14 protein-coding genes and 1 pseudogene are annotated in these 16,442 nt (G+C 57.2%); 6 read left to right on the forward strand and 9 right to left on the reverse strand.

Annotated elements, in window-relative coordinates; all coding sequences use genetic code 11:
• Positions 1 to 309: pseudogene (locus EN949_RS03645) on the reverse strand (MipA/OmpV family protein); the annotation flags it as partial.
• A gap of 249 nt (positions 310 to 558) precedes the next feature.
• Here EN949_RS03645 and radC point away from each other — a divergent pair.
• The gene (gene radC / locus EN949_RS03650; RefSeq protein ID WP_127365651.1) at positions 559 to 1,218 is read left to right on the forward strand and encodes a DNA repair protein RadC; all 660 of its coding nucleotides are present in this window, start codon (positions 559 to 561) and stop codon (positions 1,216 to 1,218) included.
• 146 nt (positions 1,219 to 1,364) lie between these two features.
• A complete protein-coding gene (locus EN949_RS03655; RefSeq protein WP_127365650.1) occupies positions 1,365 to 2,618 on the forward strand; it encodes a site-specific integrase in 1,254 nt (417 codons plus the stop codon).
• A gap of 56 nt (positions 2,619 to 2,674) precedes the next feature.
• On the opposite strand, the gene EN949_RS03660 is transcribed toward EN949_RS03655, so the two are convergent.
• The 5 genes from EN949_RS03660 to EN949_RS03680 form a co-directional block, all read right to left on the reverse strand.
• A complete protein-coding gene (locus tag EN949_RS03660; RefSeq protein WP_127371634.1) occupies positions 2,675 to 4,840 on the reverse strand; it encodes a phage infection protein in 2,166 nt (721 codons plus the stop codon).
• A gap of 165 nt (positions 4,841 to 5,005) precedes the next feature.
• A complete protein-coding gene (locus tag EN949_RS03665) occupies positions 5,006 to 6,043 on the reverse strand; it encodes a hypothetical protein (protein WP_127365648.1) in 1,038 nt (345 codons plus the stop codon).
• A gap of 2 nt (positions 6,044 to 6,045) precedes the next feature.
• Positions 6,046 to 6,264, reverse strand: a complete 219-nt coding sequence (locus tag EN949_RS03670) for a KTSC domain-containing protein (protein ID WP_206523555.1) — start codon at positions 6,262 to 6,264, stop codon at positions 6,046 to 6,048.
• 2 nt (positions 6,265 to 6,266) lie between these two features.
• Positions 6,267 to 8,159 carry an ATP-binding protein gene (locus tag EN949_RS03675; protein ID WP_206523554.1) on the reverse strand — a complete coding sequence of 631 codons (1,893 nt, stop codon included), beginning with the start codon at positions 8,157 to 8,159 and terminating at the stop codon, positions 6,267 to 6,269.
• 4 nt (positions 8,160 to 8,163) lie between these two features.
• Positions 8,164 to 9,363, reverse strand: coding sequence for an SIR2 family protein (locus EN949_RS03680; protein ID WP_127365646.1), 1,200 nt, complete (start codon positions 9,361 to 9,363; stop codon positions 8,164 to 8,166).
• Positions 9,364 to 10,107: 744 nt separating this feature from the next.
• Between EN949_RS03680 and EN949_RS03685 the strand changes: the two genes are divergently transcribed.
• Positions 10,108 to 11,250: a hypothetical protein gene (locus EN949_RS03685; RefSeq protein WP_127365645.1), complete on the forward strand. Its 1,143-nt coding sequence runs from the start codon at positions 10,108 to 10,110 to the stop codon at positions 11,248 to 11,250.
• Between the two features lie 130 nt (positions 11,251 to 11,380).
• Here the strand turns inward: EN949_RS03685 and EN949_RS03690 are convergent, their stop codons facing one another.
• Positions 11,381 to 11,962 (reverse strand): hypothetical protein, encoded by a 582-nt coding sequence (locus tag EN949_RS03690; RefSeq protein WP_127365644.1) that lies wholly within the window; start codon positions 11,960 to 11,962, stop codon positions 11,381 to 11,383.
• A 119-nt stretch (positions 11,963 to 12,081) separates the two neighbouring features.
• Between EN949_RS03690 and EN949_RS03695 the strand changes: the two genes are divergently transcribed.
• Positions 12,082 to 12,321 (forward strand): helix-turn-helix transcriptional regulator, encoded by a 240-nt coding sequence (locus tag EN949_RS03695; protein ID WP_127365643.1) that lies wholly within the window; start codon positions 12,082 to 12,084, stop codon positions 12,319 to 12,321.
• Here the strand turns inward: EN949_RS03695 and EN949_RS03700 are convergent.
• Together EN949_RS03700 and traA are read right to left on the reverse strand one after the other, a co-directional pair.
• Positions 12,318 to 12,515 carry an AlpA family phage regulatory protein gene (locus tag EN949_RS03700; RefSeq protein ID WP_127365642.1) on the reverse strand — a complete coding sequence of 66 codons (198 nt, stop codon included), beginning with the start codon at positions 12,513 to 12,515 and terminating at the stop codon, positions 12,318 to 12,320. The genes EN949_RS03695 and EN949_RS03700 overlap by 4 nt on opposite strands.
• A 128-nt stretch (positions 12,516 to 12,643) precedes the next feature.
• On the reverse strand, positions 12,644 to 15,691 hold the full coding sequence (gene traA / locus EN949_RS03705; RefSeq protein WP_127365641.1) for a Ti-type conjugative transfer relaxase TraA: 3,048 nt from the start codon (positions 15,689 to 15,691) through the stop codon (positions 12,644 to 12,646).
• Positions 15,692 to 15,863: 172 nt separating this feature from the next.
• On the opposite strand from traA, the gene EN949_RS03710 reads away from it, so the two are divergent.
• The gene (locus tag EN949_RS03710) at positions 15,864 to 16,190 is read left to right on the forward strand and encodes a conjugal transfer protein TraD (protein WP_127365640.1); all 327 of its coding nucleotides are present in this window, start codon (positions 15,864 to 15,866) and stop codon (positions 16,188 to 16,190) included.
• 1 nt (position 16,191) lies between these two features.
• Positions 16,192 to 16,440, forward strand: coding sequence for a conjugal transfer protein TraD (locus tag EN949_RS03715; protein ID WP_127365639.1), 249 nt, complete (start codon positions 16,192 to 16,194; stop codon positions 16,438 to 16,440).
• Positions 16,441 to 16,442: the final 2 nt, after the last annotated feature.

Below are 16,442 nucleotides of genomic sequence, written 5' to 3' on the forward strand. Positions count from 1 at the left end.
TGTCGGATCGATCGTCACCGTGTCGAGGAACGTCGCCGTGACGAAAGGCACCGGCATGATCTTGAACTCATTGCTGCCCTCGTATTTGGGGACGATGATGGCGCCGCCGCCGAGCACGACGTGCCAGTCGGACAGTTTCTGTTCGAAGCGCCCGAAACGGGAAGGCTCGGGCGGCAGGGTAAAATCGTCGGAATTCACCGCAATGGCGTCTGCCGCCAGCGCGCCGTCCGAATGGGCTGAAAGCAGGATTGCCATGACCGCAAGAGATGCCCGGCCGGCAAATAGTCCAGAGTCAATTTTGGCGAACATGCGTGCTCCAGTATAGCGAGGCAAAGAGCCTCCGGTGGCGTCACCATGTCAGGTGAAAGTGGCCGCATGCGTTAAGTGATGTTAAGTTTTGTTGCGCAATCGTGGTTTCATCTTGCCGTATAGGGAGGCCATAGGCTGACAGCGGGCTGCCACGATCTGCCGTGGATCGTCTCGCGATCGGAGAACGGAACTGTTTCAATCCAGGCCAGAACAGCTCTAATGTCTGTGCCGGAGCAATGTGGGCGGGGTATGGGGAACACAAGCGACGATGACGAGCGGAGTTTCTTCTCCGAAGCGCCGATGCGGCCTGCTGCGAAAGCCAAGGCGACGCTCGACGAAAAGCCGCGTTACCTCGGCCATCGCGACCGCTTGCGCGAGCGCTTTGCCCTGGCGGGTCCGGACGCCCTGCCCGATTACGAACTTCTGGAACTTCTGCTCTTTCGCCTGATCCCTCGTGCCGACACCAAACCGGCGGCCAAGGCGCTGCTGGCACGCTTCGGCACGCTGGCCGAAGTGCTTGGCGCCCCGGTGGGCCTGCTGCAGGAGGTCAAGGGCATCGGCCCTGCGGTGGCACTCGACCTGAAAATCCTCGCCGCAACGGCGCAGCGCATGGCACGCGGCGAGGTCCACGGCCGCGAGATCCTCTCGTCCTGGCAGCAGCTCCTCGACTATTGCCGCTCAGCAATGGCCTTCGAGGCGCGCGAGCAGTTCCGCATCCTGTTCCTCGACAAGAAGAACGCGCTGATCGCCGACGAGGTGCAGCAGACGGGTACTGTCGACCACACGCCTGTCTACCCGCGAGAAGTGATCAAGCGGGCGCTCGAACTCTCGGCGACTGCCATTATCCTGGTCCACAATCATCCCACTCGCCTCTTTTCAATCACGCACAAGCACTCTTTAGCACGTTGATACATATTGCTTTTTCGACTTGTCGCAGAGCCGGATACCGTGGCATATTGGGGTCGGTTTTAGGGGGATCAAAGCCCGTTTTGAACCCAGCCACAGACCCCTACTACCCGTCAGCCGATCCCACTCGAAAGCCTACGGGAGACCCAGTGCCAAGCCTTACCGATGGAGAAATTCGCCGCGCTTTGAAGCAGGTCGAGGAGACCGGAAAGCAGCAGAACCTTGTCGATGGCGAGGGCCACGGAACAGGGCGCCTCGTCCTCGTGATAAAGCCAATGCCGACCCGCGTAACGGCCGACTGGATGGCCCAGCAGTGGCGAGACCAAAAGCGTCTCAAGAAAAAGCTCGGCTCTTATCCGTCAATGGGCCTCCGCCAGGCCCGCGAGATTTTCAGACGCGACTTCGCCGACATGATCCAGAAGGGACGTAGCATCAAGATTGCGGGCGACACGCGACCCGGCACGGTCGCCGATCTGTTCGAGGCTTACGTCGCGTCGCTCAAGGCAGATGGAAAACCGTCCTGGAAAGAGGTCGAAAAGGGCTTGAACAAGATCGCCGATTCGCTCGGTCGCAACCGCCCTGCCCGCGACATCGAGCCCGATGAGATCAGAGACATCATTCGCCCGATCTATCAGCGAGGCAAACGGTCCATGGCCGATCATGTTCGCAGCTATATTCGATCGGCCTACAGTTGGGGGCTGAAATCCGAGCACGACTACCGCTCAACCTCGGTCCGTCGCTTTCGTCTCGTCTACAATCCAGCTGCAGGTATTCCAACCGAACCGAAAAACGTTGGAACGCGTTGGTTGGACGAGGAGGAATTTATCCGTCTCTATCGTTGGCTCGAATCTCCCAACGCGCCGGTCCACCCACCTTACACGCGTGCCGTCAGAATTCTCATGCTGACCGGCCAGCGGGTCGAGGAGATCGCTCGGCTTCACGTCGATCAATGGGATGCGGCCGAGCGCATCATCGATTGGTCCAAGACTAAGAATGGAAAGCCTCACGCCATCCCCGTGCCCAAGATCGCGGCCGAGCTTATCGGGTCGGTCATACCGAATGAATTTGGCTGGTTTTTCCCATCCGCAACCGACCCGTCCAAGCCAGTCAGTCATGGAACGCTCTATTCGTTCATGTGGCGCCAACGTGATCGCGAGGTCATCCCCGTCGTGACAAACCGCGATCTCCGCCGAACCTGGAAGACGCTTGCCGGTAAGGCAGGGCTCTCGAAAGAGATCCGAGACCGATTGCAGAACCACACTCTGCAGGACGTCAGTTCCAAGAGCTACGATCGCTGGAATTATATGCCGGAAAAGCGTGCTGCCATGGCGCGGTGGGACAAGTTTGTCCGCGAGCTCCTGATGAAGAAGAAGCGCAAGGCCGCACCCATGGAAGCTACATGACTATCTGTGACCGCCGGCAGGGGTAGAACTTCAATCGACACTATCGAAACCGGTGACTAAGCAAGGGCGACCACCTCTCCATAAAGTTTGCGGAGATGCTCGTCCGACATATCTAGGATTGGCTCATACATGAACGCATTGAGGTGGATGTTTTCCGGGGTCATTAACACCACCTTGTCGAGCACCTTCACAGATGGATCGCCACTGAACTGCGCAGTATAGCGCTTGAGAAGCTTCGGCGTCTGGTTCTGGGAAATTGACGCAAGGAAAGACGGATCGTTGATTTTGCCAGCCATGAACTCTTCAGCCTTTAGCCGAATGGCGATAGACAGCACGATTTTATGCTCGAAGTTCGCGCCATCGGGTGCCACCAGACACTCGCTAGCCGCGGCGTAGATACCGTTGACGACGGAACCTGTGCGGTCATCAACCGGCTTTTGACCTAACCCGAATAGCCCCTGATAGATCTCGTCCAACTCGGCCTCAGTAGTGCTTGCCGTATCGGCCCTCCAATGCAGCAGCGAGTTCAGTGTGAGATAGCCCGCATCGCCATCTCCCTTCGTAAACTCAATGAGGTTCCGCATAAAAGGCACAGAAGCGATGCGCTTTTTGGAATCGTTGAAGAAGTGCGCCTTCCAATCGTTAACGAACACGTTGTCTATGCCGGCCGCCTTGGCCAAGGTGATGCCGTCGCTGTTGCGCGACACCATTAGACAATTTCCATAACCAACGAAGCGGCTCTTAATGGTCCGGAAGAAATCGAAATTGTGCGTCAGGATGACCTGCTGAAAGCCATCGCCCTCTGCGACGTCCTTGAGGTACTGTATGATGGCGTACTTATTCTTGTAGTCGAAGGAATCCGCGACATCATCGACCACCATAAAGGTTGCTTGACCCGCTTCCTGACGCACACGGATATCGAAAATGATATTTAGGATGTAGAGGGCCTTTTTCTCGCCCGTGCTGAGCGTAGCCAACAGATCCGCATGCTCTACCGACGCAGTGTCTGCCCCGTCCTCAAACGTGAATCCGACGCTAAGTATTGGTTCCCGGCCGAGGACCACCTCCGTAAAATTCTTAGGAACCAGCTTGAATGGCACGAAGAAGCGGTCGTTGAAGATCTCGATCACGTCCGCCCACTGCGTCCGTTCCTTTGCAGCCTCAGCCTCGATCTCGCCGCGCCTCTTCTCCGCTGCCTGATACTTTTCGATCACGTCCTTATAGAGGTCCAGAAACGTGAACAGGTAACTCTTCCAGACCTCCTCCTTGAACGCCGGCATGCTTGCCAAGTGGGGCAGCAGGTCCTCGTTGTCGGTTAAGTAGGTTTCAAACTGCCGGACGTTGACATTTTTAGTGATCAGCTTTTCAACGGCCGCGAACTTCTTCCGAAGATCTGGATCGTTGTTGATCGCCTCTTTTTCCTTGTCCACCAGCTCCTTCAGCTGCTGCTCGGTTGTGATCTCAAGCTTCGCTCCTGAATTAAAATTGATAGAGTGCTTGGCCTTGAAAAACCCGTTGTCAGCCAAATTTTTGGTGATTTCCGAGGCATTGTAGTACGTAAACGTACCCTTCCTAAAGTACGTCGATTTTGCTATCAGCTGGTTGTACTGCTTAATGTAATTTTCGATGCTAGCCTTTACGTTGGCATTGTCCAGCAAGGCTAACACCTTGTCATCAAAGATAACGTCGTATTTGACCATAGCAAACGGCGCGGTCTTCTGCTTCATGAGCTCGTCCTGAACGCGCAACAGCGCCTTGTAAAATTGGTCCCCACCCGGCGTGAAGGTCGAAGATATCTCGCGTCCCAAGTCTTTCTTCGAGCCTGTGTGTTGCTTCAGTGCCGCGAGTAGCCGCTGCCTGGCGTCTTCAAAGCCAAGATTAAGCTTTTCGTACTCCTCGCGAAGCTTGCTGTTCACCAGCAAAGTGGACGTCTTTTCGCTGTGACCAAAGGCTTCCTCGTAGGGAAGCACGACCATGATGCTTTCCGGCGATAGCGCCACCCCCTTTTCGTCGCTCACGACTCGCTTGTTGATGCGGTCTTTGAATATTCGATCACCACTGCTCTTACCATCAGCTATGTCTTGAAAGGTTTTTGCCAGTGACGACTTCATAGCACCGTTCGGGGCATAGATCGCGATCGCGTTCGTATTACTGAAATCTAGATCAGCTTTGAGCTTCTTGATCCCGTAACAATTCTCGAGGTTCAACAACAACTTATTCAAAACGAAACCCTCCTATGTCGCAGACCGACGAAAAATGACGCGAACGCCCCATAGTGGGAATGAAGCGGTAAATACTATTCTCGTCTCGATTTGCACCCGCTCTAAGTGATAGATCGATCTGCTGAAAATTCCCCGTTTGCGTTTTATAGCAATGCTTATGCGTAGTCATGAGGCCAGTTCGTTTATCTCTCGCTCGATTAGCCTAAAGCGATCCCTCACTTCTTCTCCCGCATAAAACTCCAGCAGATCTCGCTTGGAAAGGGTTCCCTCTGCGAGGAACTTCACAAAATAACGTTGACTAAATTCCATCAGCAGCATGCTCTTTTCTATCTGCGAGATGATCTTCTTGCAGTTGTTGATGTTCGCATAAACCAGGGCCTTGATGGACGTGACGTCAACTAGGTCCTTGATGATGCGGTTAAGGAGGACATTCAGGACATCCACGTCCAATGAGACTTCCTTGGTGTTGAGCACAACGTCTCGCGCAAGCATGTAGGCGATGGCCAGGTTCTTGTAGTCCCCCTTCTGGGAGTCAATGATCGCGACGAAGCCGACGGCCGACACGAACCTAACGTCCTGGATGGCGTTCAAGATGGAGCTGTCGACTAACGACAGATCAAATACGATGATGCCGGCCCGCCCATCGCGATTAGCCTGCGCCTCTAGGAGCTGGCTCCAAGCCGTGTCTGATTTGCGCGTGAAAACATCCTTGCTCTGGATGTCGCCTAGCCGAATACCTTTGTCGAATTTGCATTCGATAGCTATGCGACGCCCTCCGTCGCCGTTGAGGTAGCAGACTATGTCCCCAGTCTTGTTCCTGTGGAGGCGCCCCGCGACGTCGCCTGTCAGCTCAACCCGATCTGGCAGCCGCTGCTCCTCCAAGAAGCCGACTAAGAACTCGGCGATGTCCTCTTCAGCTAGCACGCCCTTCACCGACGATCGGTAAAACAGCTCCTTCTTCATGTCGAAGATGAGCTTGAGGCTTTCCAACTCAGTTCCAAGCTCGTTGCTCGTTCGAGAAAAGAAGCTTGAGAGCCGATCCTCCATCAGCGCTAAGACGCCGATGTAGAGGGCCTTGTGGAACTGCTCGTCACGATCACCAATGCCGATCTTGTTGAAAAACTCGAAGAGGATTCGATTTTCGATCTCGAAGGAGGAGACGTGAACTCTCCCCGATTTCTGATCCAGACTAACGATTGCCATGCTCAAACTTTGCTATAGCGATAATGGCCCTTGACGCGCTCGGCAAGGAACACGCCTTTGGATTCCGCAGCCTTGAACTCGTCGACTAGTTGCGGCGGAACGTCGAAATAGTGGTAGGCAGCGCCGCCATTGAAGACGACCTCCAGCAGCATCTGTTCGTTATCGTACCTCAGCCCGGCAATATTTGACGAGGTGTATGGTGGAAAATCTTGCAAGGCCACTGTTACTCTCCGCTTGTGTTAGGTTTCGTGCTCAGGATTGGATTCTGCGCAAGCCAGGTCTCGACGAAACTACCGTAGTCAGGGTGCTTCACTTTGCTGATGTTCCACCCGCCGGGAGTCGTGGATTCCTCAGGCGGCAACTCGTCGCAAACCACCGGATCCTGACTGTCCGGACGGCGGTCCTTTGGCGGGGCTTGGATCATCGTCCGCATCGGCAGCCCAACAGCCTCGCCAAGAATGATCGCCTCCCCTGTCCTGAGGATGGGTAACATGTTCGTGAGCCCCTCCAGATTGTCTGGCAAAACTCCTGTCACGTGCGATCGGTCGGATGCGTTGCTGAGCCTCATGGCGAAGAACGTTCCGCACTGGGAGAGAATAGTAGGATTGATCTCGGACGGCCGTTGGCTGACGATCATTGCGCCAATTCCGTATTTGCGCCCCTCTTTCACGATCCGTTGCGTTACGATTGAGGCGGCACTTTCGAACTTGTCATTGAGGTACGCATGGGCCTCCTCCATGACGACCAGGAGCGGGCGTTCCCGACCGCCTTCCGACTGGTTCCTCGCCCAGAACAATCCGTCGTAGAGAACTCGAAGCACGTTGCCGATGATGTCGTTCGTCATCTGCGACGGAACACCGGACAGATCGAGGATGGTAACGGGATTGGGACTTCCGACCCAATCCTTCATCAAGTCGGCCAAACCGCTGACGATCTTTCCATCAAGGTCGGGATGCCAATCGCCGGCACGCAGCAGGAAATCATATCGTGAAACCCGTAGCTTCGACCCGAGGGATTCGAGTTGGCCGCGAAGGTTGAGCCCGTCCGGGATATAATTGATCTTCTCTGGGTCCTCCTTGACGTTTTTGATCTTCTTGAAACGGGGCGGAATTCCGGCCTCTGCGTCGCCTAGGAGCGGCTTACCGCTGACGTCAATTTCATAGGCCCAATTCGCGGGGTCCGCGGCGCTCCCCTTGTTGCTGTAGTAGGTTCCGAATTCGGTGCAATAGAGCTGGTGCCACAGTTTGTTGAGTGAAAATGGGACGGGGCTGTCGGCACTGACGGTCTCAGTCGTTACTCCGTCAATTGGATTAGCCTTCAGAGAATGTGCCTTTGCCTCGATTACTCGCTCGAGGATGATGTTCCTGGCCTTACCGTCAGCCGGCAGCGGTCCGAAGGTGACGCGCAGCAGCTCGTCGAAGCTCAGCGCCCAGAATGGGATACAGAGCTTGCGTTCGGTATCCCTGCGTTCGTCTGGGTTGACCTTAAAAACGTTTGCTCGATCACCCAAGGCTTGCGAGTATTCTCCATGGAGATCCAGCACAACAATCCGGGCGGAGGGAAACCGCTCAGTGTTCGACAGGACATTCAGGATTCCGGCGACTGTGGTCGACTTGCCGGAACCGGTCGTGCCTACAATCGCCGAATGACGGGTGATAAGCTTGTTGATGTCAACCAGGGCGTCAATCGACTCGCTGCCGGCGATGTGACCTATCCTGACAAAGTGGTTCTGCCTACCCGAACTTCCATAGATGGAATGGAGGTCGGCTTCGGAGACCAAGTGGACTTCGTCGTCGATAGTTGGGTACTGGGATATGCCTCGTTGGAATTTTCCTGATCGATATCCCTCACCGACCAGTTGCACTGTTATCCAGCGCTGGCCATTTGGCATCGCCTTTGCTAGGCTCTCCGGCACTGCGCTCGCGCCGACCTGCGAAACGATTCCGAAGAGGTCTACATAGCCGACCGGAATCTTTACGAAACTGCCGATCTGGCCAATCCTGTAGCCTTGGCCGCCGACAAAACTCAGGCCTGAGAAGCGATCTGCTCGCAAGGTAGCGCTTACAGACGTACCACTCACATCCTGAACGGCGCCAATCACGGTGGCATCGCTCAAGCCGCTAGGCTTCATCCGACTGCTCCTGCTCACCGGCAAGGCCACGAAGAAGATTGCCTAACGCCGCGAAGTCGCCGAGCCGGACCGAGACCGTTGCTCCATCGCTGACGATCACGTTCTGCGGCAGCTCCAACTCGTCAGCTCCGTCCCCTCGCCATTCGCCGTGATTGCGACCGATAATCGCTTTATCGAACCCCAGCATACTTAGATTGGGCGTCGAAAACGCGCACCTGCGACCGTACTCGTACTTCGGCTCGTCTAGCTTGCCGTACATGAAAGCGAAGGCTTGTGCTGTCGAATTGGTCTCGAGGCTGCGGCATATGACGTCATTAATATGTTCGTCGGCGAACGAGTATCCGCATACGAATAGCAACGCCGAAGGCTTAAGCAGGAAGGACTTGAGACGGTCGAGCATCGCCAGATAAGGCATCTTACGGCTCTGATCATATTTCAAATGCGATGGGTAGATGAGATAGGACCGGGCACCTGTCTTCTCGTTACTTCGCACCACCGCTCCGTTGGCGTCGAGGCGCCAGTTCAGCGAGCCGTGGATCTTCCATAGGCGCGACCATCGAGGAGGGAGCAAATCCTCGTCCTCGACGGCCCCTAGGTCAAAGAACGCCCTGCGCGTCCCGACGAAACCATCGAAATAGGGGGCTGAACTCTCCTCCAAGGCTTGCTCGAGCAATAGATCGTAGTTGGTCGTAAACAAGTGGACTGGCTGCGCTCGGCGGATTGAACGAGCCCAGATCGCCAGATTGTGGTAGGCAGTATCCCTGTGGGGGAGCTCCCTGTCGACCTGATCCGAGATGACACTACAAATCTGATCGTCGAGCTTGTCGAGCTCGTCGGCCGAAAGTCCACGTACCAAGCCCTTGCCTGCTACGCCACTCAGTTGGCGTATCTTGCTAAGCAGAAGCTCGATGTTTTTGGTATCGGTACCGTCCTCCTCCGCCACTTCCACGATCTTGTCCCAAGTGGATGGCTTTCCTTCCTCCTTGCTCTTCAGCGCGTCAGCGATGGTAGTGGTTAGGCCGCTGACGTCCTGAATCAGCGGTCGGTTCATGGTCTCCCCGTTGACGGTTTCTTCAACGCGCACGGATAGTGGGCAACCAGCCCCGATAAAGAATGCTATTGGTTTTCGATTCTGCGACAAGGCCTGCTGGATGAAACTGACCTGGCGGACTGGATCGTGGAGCTGCAAGAGCGAACATCCTATCGCGACAATTGTGGGAGCGGTCTTACGCTAGCGACTGTAGGTTATCAACGTCGCTATCTCAGGTGGTATCGGTAATACACAGAAGTATTCTATTTATGTCGCCCAAGGTCGAATTGCAGGAAACTTGTGTGAGAAGACCCTTAGGGTCGCACTTCTTCCAGGTAATTGGAATTTTTGTGGGCGGAACGCCATTTGAACCCGTGACACCCATGCAAAGGGAGTTACATGAAAATTACACAGGATTATTTAGCTAATTTATCAGCAGCAGAATTATTTGAAAAACTTGGCTTCCCCGAGGCGGTTCGATCGCATGCCCCCCTTCCTCGGAGACACGACCCGCTTTTTGCGGCGCTCTCAAGCCCAGTGCGAACACTTCGCCTGCCCGGTACATGAAAGTTACATAGAAGGGATTTGCGCCAGCAAACCTCTTGTAGTTTACTGAAAAAACTGGGCTGCCAGAGAGGATTGAAGTCCCTCAAACGTGACACCCAGCATTGAAAAGACAGAGCTTTTCGGGGCCGAGACTTCAAGTTCCATAGCAGTGGACCATAGCACTTGCAACCCGAAGGCTCCGCACTTAGCCAGTCTGCACAATCGCAGGACGGCCAGGCGAAGACCCTAGACTTCAGCGAGCCCCGTTGCGCAGAGCAGAACCTGGAGAAGCCGTAGCGGGCGCTTGTCGAGGCCGTCAGACTGCCGGTATAGCGATTGGTGGGCTGGCGGGAGCGTATGATGGAAGTTCGAAGGCTTGGTGAGGAGTTCGTGAGGCTTTGCGAAGAGCTGATTCGCGCTAAAGGCTACACAACAACCCTGGATTGGCGACCTACGGCAGGGTGGCCGCAAGCAGCAGACATACTGGCCAACTCAAAGGAAGATCGGCTATCGATCGACACGAAGGTTGTGCCGTCAAATCCGCCAAGCCTAAGTGAGTTGAGAGATACCGTAGCGCGGTCCAAGGCGCTTCTCTCGCTGGTTGATCAAGCCGGCAGCCATGTTGTCATTCTCAGTTGCACCGTAGAGCCTGAACATCTCCTCTGGGCTCAGCGCAACTTTGCGATCCAGGTGTGGGATAGGACGCACTTAGAGCAGGAATTGCACAGCCTCACCCATAGGCACATCGGACTAAAGAAACGTTTCCAGAAGTACTTCAAGGAGCTTGCCGAGGTCGAGTACGTCGGTGCCCTGGCGCGTGGCTTTGCCGAGACGCCCTACCACCTTGAGGCAGACACGGGACGCCTTACAATTTCAGGAGGACAGGTAACCTTTGGCGGAGCCGCGAGGCAAGACCCGGCAAATGAAGGCGAACGTCTGCGGAAGAAGCTTGCTGCTCTTCCACCAGGACGGGATAGCGCCAAGGCCTACGAGGCAGTGATACAGGAGATCGTTTTCTACCTCTTTGGCGACTTTCTTGTCGATCCCAGGCCGCAAAGTCGGACCGAGGATGGTTTAGATATCCTGGACATTGTGTATCGAGTTAGAGCGGGACATCCCTTCTGGGACACGCTAACTCGCGACTTCCGTACGAGAGCGATCATATTCGAGTGTAAGAACTACAGCGAAGGGATCACGCCAAACCAAATCTACTCGACGGAGCGCTACGTCAACGTGGGCGCATTGCGATCTGTTTGTTTCTTGGTCAGTCGGAAAGACCCGCAAGAGAACGCGGAATTGGCCGCCTTTGGGGCGATGCGAGAAGGTGGCAAGCTGTTCGTCCTGCTTCACGACAAGCACCTTGCGGAGATGCTCGACATTCGCCAGACCCAATTGCGCCGGGAAATGGAGATCGGGACGCCAAATCGCGATTTTGCCAACGACCCTTCGGAAATCCTGGATCAGGTCATATATGACTTCCTCACCCGCGTAGGACGGTAGCCCGGATCACAACAAGGGGTCGCTCATTCGAGATTGCTTCGTGAATCGCGCACCGGCACGAAATGCATCGGCCTAGCTCTATGTTTCAAGCCCGCGTTCAGTGACGCACAGCCGCCTTCAATGCATGAGTTTATTCTGGACCATGTTGTCCCAACGCAGGCCCCTGCCCCAAAGGGAGGCTAGCGCACTGCATTTGCAAACCGACGAAGTCGGCCGCAATTGCCTGATAATGCCTGCAGTCCGCGTGAACGACAGATCGCTGAGGCTGTTCGAATGGCAGGCTCCCGGTTATTTCCTTCAGGTCATCAAGGACCGACGCAATATGCGGCCAGGGAAAATCTGTGGGGTCGTCGATGTCGCGATCTGCGCCGGCAATGATTTCAAGCTTGGCGACGATGCCTAAAAGCGACCGCGCCCGTATGTGCGGTAGCTTGTCTTGAAGCTTCAAAGCCGCGGTTGTGGCCTCGACCTCCGCCTGGCAGGCGATCGAATAGTCGACCTGCTTATCCACCGCTTCTGAGCATCCAGCGTTGAGAAAACGCCTCTCTAGACGCTGTTGAAGTCGGCAAAGGACCTGAGAAACTTGGTGCGCCCGCGACCAATCTCGCAGCAGTAGAATTACGGGGTCTGCATCCCGCAACCGGTTCAACGCATTGGCAGTCTTGCCATTCGTGACCGGAGGCATAGTCGTGCTATGGTCGGAATCAGCCATGATCCGAGCTCCGCAGAGTTTAGGCGTGGTTAGGCTGTTGGAAGCGGACGCACCAGTTCCAACGGTCGTTTCCCAAAACAAGCATATTTGCACTTTTTGTGCAACAGGGCATTTGAACAATGAACGTAAGTGCGGCCCAAATTCGCGCGGCCCGTGGGCTTCTCGACATTTCTCAACAGGAACTGGCTGATTTATCCAAGGTAAGTTTGAGGACAATCGTGCAGTTCGAACGTGGTTCGAAATCCGCATCGGAATCCATCCTGCAAGCGCTGAAGCTATCACTCGAAGCTGCGGGGATCGAATTCATCCCAGAGAACGGCGGCGGCCCTGGCGTTCGTTTGTCTCGCAATCAGAGCTAACGCTCTGCTCGCCATGCAACTGGATCGTTAACCCATCGATTGAGATCGGATTCACGCCAACCGGCGCCACTGACGCTGATCTTGATTTGGGCCGGGAACGTGCCTTCGGCGATCTTGCGATAGATGGTCGACCGGGACAGGCCGGTCCGGGCAAGGACGGTTTTGAGGCGTATGATACGATCTGGCTCGGACATAGCTTGCCTGCACATCTTTGGTTGTTGCTGATTTATGCTGGGACAGACTGCGCGAACCGATGCTCGACGCAATGGAAGATGCCGCCTCGCCTATCTATGGCGTGTAGCCGGCGGGAAATCGGCATGTCTTAGAGCCCAACGCCCCGCCCCTTGCCGATGCCATGACTGAAGGCCAGTTCCGCGCCCAAGCGACGACCCGAATCCACGTTGATGCCAAGCTCGCGTTTGCGGTTTGCCAGCAGGGATTCAAGTTGAGGGTCGCGTTCGAGGCTCTTGGCCATATCGGACATGGCCGAACGCGTCGACTTGTAGCCGGACATGTCGCCGGCCTGATATTGCTCCCGTCCCGTCCGGTCGAGCTTCTGCCAACGTTCGACGAAACGGTCGGCGCGGCGGCCCGGATCGTTGTCTAGTCCGGTGCGGATTTCCGTCTCAAGCTGGAGAGCAAGCACGATGCGATTGACGCGGCCGGCCCCCGCCTCGCGGACAAGTTCGAGATTTTTCACATAGGCCGCTTCGGCATCGCGCCAGCCATGAGGCCGAACCTTCTCGAAAGCGCTACGGGCATCCCTCAATTCGCGCATCTGGTCGGGACTGCCCTGCCCGTCCGCATTTCCAGTACTGAGGACCGCGTCGAGCGCACGCGCGTGCCGCACAAGCGCCTGGGTGCGGGCTCGGCGCATCTCTGCTTCTGGGTTCCCCGGCACATTCGCGTCGCGCGGTACTCCGGTGGTGGGAGTTTTCCTTTCGGGCGTGGAGCCAGCATCTCCGATCCGCACCCCAACATTTTCCCTTCCCGGCCCAGGTCCACGTTCCTGCAGAGGCTCGGCGTCTCCGGGCGAGCGCAACCCGTCCAGCAACCCCCCGATCTTGTCGCGCAGCTTCTCCGGAACGATCCGGCGCACGATCTCGACCACGCGCTCGCGGAACGTGATGCCGCGCCGCTCGGCATAGCTCCGCGCCGGGTCGATCCGCTCGTAATCCGACGCCATGTCCTTGGCGCGGTCCCGTGACAGCGTCCGGACGAGCCGTTCTCTAGTGGCAAAGTCGTCGCCGCCATAATGCAGGTCCAGCCCGTCTCGATGCCGCGACAGTGCGACGTAGCAGCCATGCGCATCCAAGCCCGCGGTGGCGAGCACATGCGTCCGGTCGACGGTCATGCCCTGCGCCTTGTGAATGGTCGCGGCATAGCCGTGGTCGATGTGCGTGTAGTCTTTCAGGTCGAAGCGAACCGATCTGTCGTCATCGGTGCGCACGGTCATGCTCTGTGTGCTGAGCTCCTCGACGATGCCGAGCGTGCCGTTCTTGACGCCAAGCGACCGCTCGTTGCGCAGGAACATGACCCGGTCGCCGCTGGCGAACGCCCTTGGACCTCGTTCGACATTCACGTGAACCTCGTCGCCAAGTTCTCCAGCAGCGCGTAGCCGCTCGCGCGCTGCCTGGTTGAGTGCGCGAACCTCGTCGTTGGTGTGGGTGAGGATGATCCGGCTCGCCTCTGGATGCGCCTGCCTGTCGCGATCCCAGCGCTCGACGAGTTCAGCTCGCGCCTCATTGCGCGTTGCAGCCTGATGCACCATGCCTTGCGCGTCGTAGGCGCTGATCGCGGCGCCGATCCTGCCGGTTGCCAGATCGCGCGTGGCGTCGCGCTGCCAGTCCTCGCGCTGTCGGCGCACCTGACCGATTTCGACGCCGCCATGTCGCTCGTGAATCGAGCGGAATGCAGCACCGGCTTCGATCGCCTGCAGCTGCTGCGGGTCACCAACAAGGACGACCTTTGCGCCAACGTTGGCGGCATGGGAGAGCACGCGCTCCAACTGGCGCGTGCCGACCATGCCGGCCTCATCGATCACCAGGACATCGCGCGTGGTGAGCAGATCCCTGCCCTGTGCCCAGCTATGCTCCATACTGGGGATGGTGCGTGACGAGATGCCCGAACCGCCTTCCAGATTCTCGGCGGCAATGCCGGAGAGTGCCGCGCCTCGAACCTCGTAGCCCGCCGCTGCCCATGCCTGGCGCGCAACGCCCAGCATGGCGCTCTTGCCAGTTCCGGCAAAGCCGACAATGACGCCAAGACCGCGACCATCGGTGATGTGCGCAAGCGCATCGCTCTGCTCGCCTGACAGGACAAGCCCGCGTTGCGCTGCCCGCGCCAGAGCGGCCTCGCGATGGACGTCACTCACCGCGTGGCGCTCGTCCAAATCGATACGCTCCGCGGTGCGGTGAAGGCGCTGTTCGGTCTCGATCATTTGCCGGGTGGTGAAACGGTCTTCGCCGCGTCCGTCCTTGCCCAGTTCGACCAGATCGGGTGCATTGCTGATGGCTGCCACCACCTCGTTGAACTGCTCCACTCCATCGCTGTGGCGATGCGCAAACTTCGCGATGTCTTTTCGGGTGAAGGTCGATTGCTGATGGGTGATGGCATCGAGCGCCAGGTGAGGATCCGCAATGATGCGCGCACCATTGTTGCGCGAGATCTCGCGATGCAGTTCGGCGCGATCTGCTTCACTGTCGCCAGCAACAAGGCCGCCACCCTCAATGCGCTGGGCCGGCGCGCCAATCTGCGTTTGCGGCTCCAGGGCAATGCCCTGCGCTTCCAGACTGCGATGATCAATACGCGCGTCGATGTCGAGTTCGGCAAGGCGCTCATTGGCAAGCTCCGCCCACCGCTCGCGCCAGCGCTCGACCAGCTGGGTAGCATTCCAGTCTCGGACCTTGGCACCAAAACCGTTCTGGCCCACGGACCGCATGGTCAGCATGACATGGGCATGAGGTTTTGGGCTGCCATCTTCCGCCCTGTCCCAATGCACATTGAGATCGGCGACCATGCCCTTGCTGACAAACTCGACTTGTACAAAGTCGCGCGCCAGTTCGATGCCTTGCGCCTGGCTGAGTTCACGCGGGAGCGCAAACTCGACCTCGCGGGCAAGCTGCGCATCCTTCCTCACCTCGAAGCTCTCGACCTCGTTCCACAGCCGTTCGCGGTCGCGCCACGCCTCCGGTGCATCCTCCGGCAGCTTGACCTCGGAATGGACAACACCACGCTTGGCGGAGAAGTCATGCGTGCGTTCGATCCGTTCATCGCGCAGCCGCGAGGCCGAGCGGTAGGCGGCTGACGCCACAGCACTGCTCCCAGCATTGCGGCCAATGACCTTGACGTGAAGATGATAGATCGCCATCGCGACAGGATCATTTGCACGGCAAAGCCTACGTCGGCACGACGTATAAGCGCGCCCTCCCTCGAAAAAATCTCGGGATGGACCAGCCCGTCCCGGGCTGTCTCGGCAACCCTGAAGCCTTCCGGCAGCCGCTCCCCTATCATCCAGAGATCGACAATCAATGGAGGCAGACATGCGCAAACCACGTGACTTCGATACCGAACTGAAGGCACTGGAAGACAAGGCGCGCGAGCTCAAAACGCGAAAGGTGCAGCAGCTTGGCGAACTAGTGATCGCCACCGGTGCCGATCAACTCAGCACCGACGAACTGGCCGGCGCACTCGTCGCAATCACTGAGACGAAAGACACCTCAAAGCGTGAGGCATGGGCCAAGCGTGGAGTGGTGTTTTTCGAGAGCCGGTCCCGGCGAACTGCTTCGGAATCTCAGCGCAACCCTCGCAGCACTCCGGCACAACCGGGCAGCGCGCAATCGCCGGCAGACGGCACTGGCTCGCAATGACATGAGGACCTGGCAGGTCGAGCGCCGCAAGCGCACACGGCAACTGATCGAACTCGGCGGTCTCGTCGTCAAGGCAGGCGTCGTCGAGCTGACCAATGACGATCGCGCCACCATCTACGGAGCGCTCCTCTGGATCGCCGACAAGCTGCAGAGCGATCAAGGTGAGCATGCGCGTGACCTATGGGCCGCGAAAGGATGGCAGGCGTTCGGTGGTGAACGGCGTGAGGAGAAGACGAGCCAGCGAACTTAGCC

Origin of the sequence: Mesorhizobium sp. M7A.F.Ca.US.007.01.2.1, from assembly GCF_003998165.1 — a bacterium.
Lineage (GTDB): Bacteria > Pseudomonadota > Alphaproteobacteria > Rhizobiales > Rhizobiaceae > Mesorhizobium > Mesorhizobium ciceri.